At 70.6% G+C, this 6,261-nt stretch carries 6 protein-coding genes; 3 read left to right on the top strand and 3 right to left on the bottom strand.

The window, feature by feature from the left end; all coding sequences use genetic code 11:
* Positions 1-1,412: prolyl oligopeptidase family protein (locus tag D471_RS0123695; RefSeq protein ID WP_017600920.1), on the bottom strand; the 1,412-nt coding region annotated here is incomplete at its 3' end.
* Between the two features lie 379 nt (positions 1,413-1,791).
* Between D471_RS0123695 and D471_RS0123690 the strand changes: the two genes are divergently transcribed.
* Positions 1,792-2,292 (top strand): HNH endonuclease, encoded by a 501-nt coding sequence (locus D471_RS0123690; RefSeq protein WP_017600919.1) that lies wholly within the window; start codon positions 1,792-1,794, stop codon positions 2,290-2,292.
* A gap of 163 nt (positions 2,293-2,455) precedes the next feature.
* Complete coding sequence (locus tag D471_RS0123685; RefSeq protein ID WP_017600918.1) at positions 2,456-2,662, top strand: FmdB family zinc ribbon protein; 207 nt, start codon at positions 2,456-2,458, stop codon at positions 2,660-2,662.
* A 79-nt stretch (positions 2,663-2,741) separates the two neighbouring features.
* Here the strand turns inward: D471_RS0123685 and ilvD are convergent, their stop codons facing one another.
* Positions 2,742-4,604, bottom strand: coding sequence for a dihydroxy-acid dehydratase (gene ilvD / locus D471_RS0123680; RefSeq protein ID WP_083924308.1), 1,863 nt, complete (start codon positions 4,602-4,604; stop codon positions 2,742-2,744).
* Between the two features lie 224 nt (positions 4,605-4,828).
* Positions 4,829-5,635, bottom strand: coding sequence for a nuclease-related domain-containing protein (locus tag D471_RS0123675; RefSeq protein ID WP_017600916.1), 807 nt, complete (start codon positions 5,633-5,635; stop codon positions 4,829-4,831).
* A 191-nt stretch (positions 5,636-5,826) separates the two neighbouring features.
* Here D471_RS0123675 and D471_RS35815 point away from each other — a divergent pair.
* A partial coding sequence (locus tag D471_RS35815; RefSeq protein ID WP_040690887.1) for an amidase family protein occupies positions 5,827-6,261 on the top strand: 435 nt, incomplete at its 3' end.

The following is a 6,261-nucleotide window of genomic DNA, read 5'->3' as shown; positions in this document are numbered from 1 at the left end:
CCGCCGTACCCGTACAGGATGGTCGGTCGGGGACCGTCCGCGGGTTCGGCGGGCGAGACCACGAGCATGCGCACCGGGGTTCCGTCCTTGGACGTGTACGTCACCAGCTCGGTGCGCACGTCCGGCAGGTCGCTGATCCGTCCGGGCGCGTCCGCCCAGTGCGACACGGCGCCGCCGCGGGCGTCGTAGCGGTACACCGATGACGGGCGGGTGCTGTCGGTGTAGCCGAACCAGGCCTCGTGGCCGCCCTCCGGCCGTTCCATGAGCGCGCCGATGGAGCCCAGGCCCGGCATCTCCAGTTCGCCGAGTCGTTCGCCGGTGGCCAGGTCGTGGCGGGTGACCTCGCTGATCGCGTGGCGGCTCCAGCCGACCAGGATCTCGGGCCGCTCCATCTCCGGTCCGTCCAGGATCGCGAAGTCCTCCAGGACCGCCTCGGGATCCTCCGCGACCAGGGTGGTCCAGTGCTCGGCACCGGGGGTGGTGGGGTCGGCCACGCACACGCGTCCGCGCGGGGCGTCGCGGTCGGTGTACAGGTACAGGCGTCCGTCCCGGCCCACGTGTGCGGACAGGGCGGCGTCCACGCCCTCCTGGATGGGCACGAGCCGGGGCGCGCCCGGGCCGCCCTCGGACAGGTCGGCGATCCACATGTCGGTGGCCGAGGAGGTGCCGCGGACCGCCAGCAGGATCAGCCAGCGCCCGTCGCGGCTCACGGTGACGCTGAAGTACTCGGTCTTGTCGCGGTCCTGGCCGAAGATGAGGACGTCCTGGTCGGTGGGGGTGCCCAGCCGGTGCAGGTAGACGCGCCGGTGGTAGCCCTCCTCGCCCTCGGGGACCTGGTCGGCGGGCAGCCGCCGTACGTAGTAGAAGGCCGAGGAGTCGGGCAGCCAGGCGATCGGGCTGTAGCGTGTGCGGTCGATCGGTCCGTCGACGGTCTCACCGGTGTCGACGTCCATGATCCGCAGGGCCGACTCCTCGTCGCCCCCCTCGGAGAGCTGGTGGGCCAGCAGCCGTCCGGAGCGGTCGGGCTTCCAGGCGTCGAGGGTGGTCAGTCCGCTCGGGTCCAGGGCTCCGGGGTCGATCAGGACGCGTTCGGGGCCGTCGCCGTCCTGGACGTGGAGGACTCCGTGTTCCTGGTCGGCCGTGCGACGGGAGAAGAATCGGCGCTCGCCCCGCCACACGGGAGCGCCGACGTGCCCGGCGCCCATGAGCGACCGGACCCGCTCACCGAACCAGTCGCGCGCGCCGAACCCGGAGGAGGCCGTGGAGTAGAGGGTGTCCTGGGCGGCGGACCACTCCTTGGTCGCGGCGGTCTGGGGGTCCTCCAACCATCGGTAGGGGTCGGCGACCGTGTGTTCGTGCAGGTTGTCGACGATGTCCAGCCGCTCTGCCGGCGGGTAGCGAAGTTCACGCATACTTCGCACCCTATCCACCCATATCTCACGCCCGGTGTTCGGCGCGGCGGCACCGTGAAACGCGGTGTGGGCGGCGCACAATGAGTGGAGGAAAGCGGCGATACGCGCTTTCCGGGCGTCCTGCCGAAAATTGGGGTGGCGCTGAAGCGGTCTGACCACGCAAACTGAATGCGGGACGCGAGCTCGGCGGAAACCACCGGGAGGTCCGTGTGGCAAGGCGAACGGAACCACCGATCCTCGGATCGGTGCACAGGGAGGTTTCCTGGCTGGCCTATCGGCTGGCCGGGGAAGAGACACGGCCGCTGTACGCGGCGGCCGGGGCGAAGCGATGAGCGCCCGAAGCGGCCGGGAGGGTGGCCCACCGACCGCCCGCCGACACGTGCTGCTGCTCAACGCCAGCTTCGAACCACTGACGACCCTTCCCCTGCGCAGGGCGATCCTGCTCGTTCTGCGGGAGAAGGCGGAGGTGGTGCACGGAGACGAGGCCGGGGCGGTGCTCCACTCGGCCACGCGGTCGTACAACGTGCCGTCGGTCATCCGGCTCAGACGTTACATCAGTGTTCCGTACGGGCGCAGGGTGCCGCTGACGCGGGTGGCCCTCATGCGGCGGGACCGGCACACCTGCGGTTACTGCGGGAAGAAGGCCGAGACGATCGACCACGTCATCCCGCGCAGCCGCGGCGGGGCGCACGTGTGGGAGAACGTGGTGGCGGCGTGCAAGCCGTGCAACCACCGCAAGGCCGACAAGTTCCTGGACGAGCTCGGATGGGAACTGCACATCACCCCCAAGGTGCCCAAGGGTCCGCACTGGCGGCTGATCAACGGTGACCTGCACGGCGACCCCCAGTGGGAGCCCTACATGGCCCACCTGGCGGCCTGACGCCCCGGGGCCGGGGCCACGCGTCCCCGTCCGGCCCCGCGGTACCCCCTCGCCCTCCGCCCCGCCCGGACACGGGCGGGGCGGAGGGCGGTCGCGCGGGAGGCGCGGCCCCGGGGCCGGCCGCCGCATCCGTTCGGCGGGCGAGGGGCCGTATTCTGACCGCATGCCCAGATACGACTTCCGCTGCCGCGAGTGCGGCACCACCTTCGAGGTCTCGCGCCCGATGGCCCGCGCGAGCGATCCCGCCGACTGTCCGCGCGGCCACGACGACACCGTGCGCCTGCTGTCGACCGTGGCCGTGGGCGGACGTGCCGCCGCCCCCGCGCCCTCCGGTGGCGGAGGGTGCTGCGGGGGCGGCTGCTGCTCCTGACCTGGGGCGGTCACCGTCAGGGGCTGATGGTTCGGGGGCACCCGACCACGGTCCCGCGCGGGACCGGGACGGGCGCCGCCTAGCGTTCGATCTGTGAGACGTCGCGCGCCGCACCGGTCGAGGCGGAGGTGGCCATGGCCGCGTAGGCGCGCAGCGCCGCCGTCACCGGGCGCTGGCGGTCGCGCGGTTGGAAGCGGCCCAGCTCCTTGAGCAGTCGCTCCCGGCGGGCGCTGAGCTCGTCCTCGGCGACCTCCAGCACGATGCCGCGGTTCGGGATGTCGATGCTGATGACGTCGCCGTCCTCGACCAGGGCGATGTCGCCCCCGGCGGCGGCCTCCGGCGAGGCGTGTCCGATGGACAGCCCCGAGGTGCCGCCGGAGAAGCGGCCGTCGGTGATGAGCGCGCACGCCTTGCCCAGGCCGCGGCCCTTGAGGAAGCTCGTCGGGTACAGCATCTCCTGCATGCCCGGGCCGCCCTTGGGGCCCTCGTAGCGGATGACGACCACGTCGCCGGGCTCGATCTGCTTGGTGAGGATGCCCTCGACCGCGTCCTCCTGGGACTCGAACACCTTCGCGGGGCCGGAGAAGGTCCACAGCTCCTCCTCCACACCGGCGGTCTTGACGATCGCGCCGTCGGGGGCGAGGTTGCCGAAGAGCACCGCCAGGCCGCCGTCCTTGGTGTAGGCGTGCGGCACGGACCGGACGCAGCCCTTCTCGCGGTCGGTGTCCAGACTGTCCCAGCGGGTGCTCTGCGAGTAGGCCTTGGTGGTGCGCCTCCCGCCGGGGGCGGCGTGGAACAGCTCCACGGCCTCGTCGCTGACGGTGTCGGTGGCGACGTCCCACTCGGCGATGAACTCGCCGACGGTCTTGCCGTGCACGGTGGGCAGGGAGGTGTCCAGAAGGCCGCCCCGGGCCAGCTCGCCCAGGATGGCGGGGATGCCGCCCGCGCGGTGGACGTCCTCGATGTGGTACTTCTCCGTGTTCGGAGCGACCTTGCACAGGCACGGCACGCGGCGGGAGACCGCGTCGATCTCGGTGAGGCCGAAGTCGACCCCCGCCTCCGTCGCGGCGGCCAGCAGGTGCAGGATCGTGTTGGTGGAGCCGCCCATGGCCACGTCCAGGGCCATGGCGTTGCCGAAGGCGGCCGGGGTGGCGATGGACAGCGGCAGGACGGAGGCGTCGTCGTCCTCGTAGTAGCGCTTGGCGGCCTCGACGACCAGGCGTCCGGCGTCCTCGTACAGGGCGCGGCGCGCGGTGTGGGTGGCCAGCACGGTGCCGTTGCCGGGCAGGGCCAGACCCATCGCCTCGGTCAGGCAGTTCATCGAGTTGGCGGTGAACATGCCCGAGCACGACCCGCAGGTCGGGCAGGCCGCCTCCTCCATCTCGTCCAGTTCCGCCTGGGAGACGCTCTCGTCGGCCGAGGCGATCATCGGGTTGATCAGGTCGAGCTTGCGGACCGTGGTGGCGGTGCCGTCGACCACGGTGACCTTGCCCGCCTCCATGGGGCCGCCGGAGACGAAGACGGTGGGGATGTTGAGCCGCAGCGCGGCCAGCAGCATCCCGGGCGTGATCTTGTCGCAGTTGGAGACGCACACCAGGGCGTCCGCGCAGTGCGCGTTGACCATGTACTCGACCGAGTCGGCGATGAGTTCGCGGCTGGGCAGCGAGTAGAGCATGCCGCTGTGGCCCATGGCGATGCCGTCGTCGACGGCGATGGAGTTGAACTCGCGCGGCACCCCGCCCGCCTCGCGGATCGCGCCGGCGACCACGTCGGCGACCTGGCGCAGGTGGACGTGTCCGGGAACGAACTCGGTGAAGCTGTTGGCCACGGCCACGATGGGCTTGCCGAAGTCCTCGCGCTCTACGCCGGTGGCGCGCATGAGGGCGCGTGCGCCTGCCATGTTCCTGCCGTGTGTGACCGTGCGTGAGCGTAGCGCGGGCATGGGGTGGGCTCCCATCGGTTCCGGGTGTTTCCCCTCGATGGTAGTCGCCCCGAAGCGGTGGTGCGGTCTCGCAGTCAAAGACGGGCTGTCCGGATCGTGAGATTGTGGGTGGGCGATCGCGGCGCGGCGGATCGGGTGCGCTGGTGGGGGTGTGGACACGCGAAAGGGCCCGGGGGGAACCACGGCGCCGTGGCTCCTCCCGGGCCCTCCCTGAGCGGACGGTTTCAGTGGCGAGGCGGCAGGACCTTCTTCGCCGCCTCGTAGATCTCCTCGATCTCGCTTTCGTTCAACCGGTCCCGGCCCGTGCGCAGCCACTTGCGGACCTTGGTTCCGGTGATGATGTCGACGCCGCGCAGCCGGTGGCTGTCCCAGGGCATCCCGGGACCGTAGATGGCGAGCGCGGCGCGCACCTTGATCTCGCGGCCCAGTTCCCGGTTGATGAGCTCCGTGGCCCGTTCGGCCTCCTCCAGCGCCTCGTCGATCCGCTCGTTCTTGCTGAAGCGGCCGTGGTAGAGCTTCTCCAGCTTGTTGCGGAGGGGCAGGCGCCGGTCCCAGGACTCGGAGTCGATGGCGAACGCGCCGCGGCGGCCCACGATGAAGTGGTCGATCTGGCCGTTGCCGCCGGGGACCGCGCGCGCGTGCAGGACGCGGTAGCCGAGCTGCTTCATCACCTTGAGCTGGACCTCGGTCTTGCGCTGGGCGGCCGAGGGTCTGCGCCACCGGGGGATCTCGGACTCGCGCCGGGCGCTGTAGACGGTGATCCCGGCCAGGGTGAACAGGCCGAGGGTGACGCCGATCCGCCAGTCGGAGGCGAGTAGGCCGAGTGCCAGCGCGACCGCCGCGGCGACAGCCGCGCGGATGGCCCACTTACGGGCGGTGTCGTTGGACTTCAGGGTTCCGTAGAGTGCCCGTGCGCCCGAATTGTCGGTTTTCTTGCGTTGGTTGGGAAAAAAGAGCTCTTCTGGGCTTTCCGCCGGAGACGGTGTGCTGTTCGGTTGGGTGCGATCGTTCTCTGTCGTTGCCGATTCCACGTCGGACAGGTTAGTTCCATCCATATCCGAGTCCTAGTGCATGACTTCTCACACTTTTCTTCCCGCGTTTCCGGGCCGCAGGGGTGTTCGGGAACCGGATCGCGGGGAAGAACCACCGTTTCGACGGTCTCTCTAGAGAGGGGCCGCCACTCCCGTGGTGCCCCGTGGCGTGCCCGCTAATCTGGTGGATCATGACCCAGATCCACGAACTTCCGGCACACCGACTCGCCGACCTGGTGCGCCGTCGAGAGCTGTCCCCTCGTGAGATCGCTGAGCACTGTCTGGACCGGATCGAGCGACTCGATCCGACCTACGGCGGGTTCGTTGCGGTTAGTCCGGAACACGTGCTTGAACAGGCCCGATATGCGGAGAAGCGCGTCATGCGCGACACGCCGGACACCCTGCCCCCACTCCTGGGCGTGCCACTTCCCATCAAGGACCTGGACCTGCTGGCCGGATCACCCACCACCTTCGGCTCACGGGCCGTCGACCCCGTGCCGGCGCCCTTCGACGACGGAGCGGTCGCCGCGCTGCGCTTCGCGGGAGCCCTCCTCCTCGGCAAGACCAACACCCCCGAGTTCGGGTCCACCTGCTACACCGAGAACGACGTCGCCCCGCCCAGCCGC

The sequence above is a fragment of the Nocardiopsis lucentensis DSM 44048 genome (assembly GCF_000341125.1).
In the GTDB taxonomy this organism is placed as follows: domain Bacteria; phylum Actinomycetota; class Actinomycetes; order Streptosporangiales; family Streptosporangiaceae; genus Nocardiopsis; species Nocardiopsis lucentensis.
Note: the sequence above shows the minus strand (reverse complement) of the source record. Positions and strands in the feature narration are given on the sequence as shown.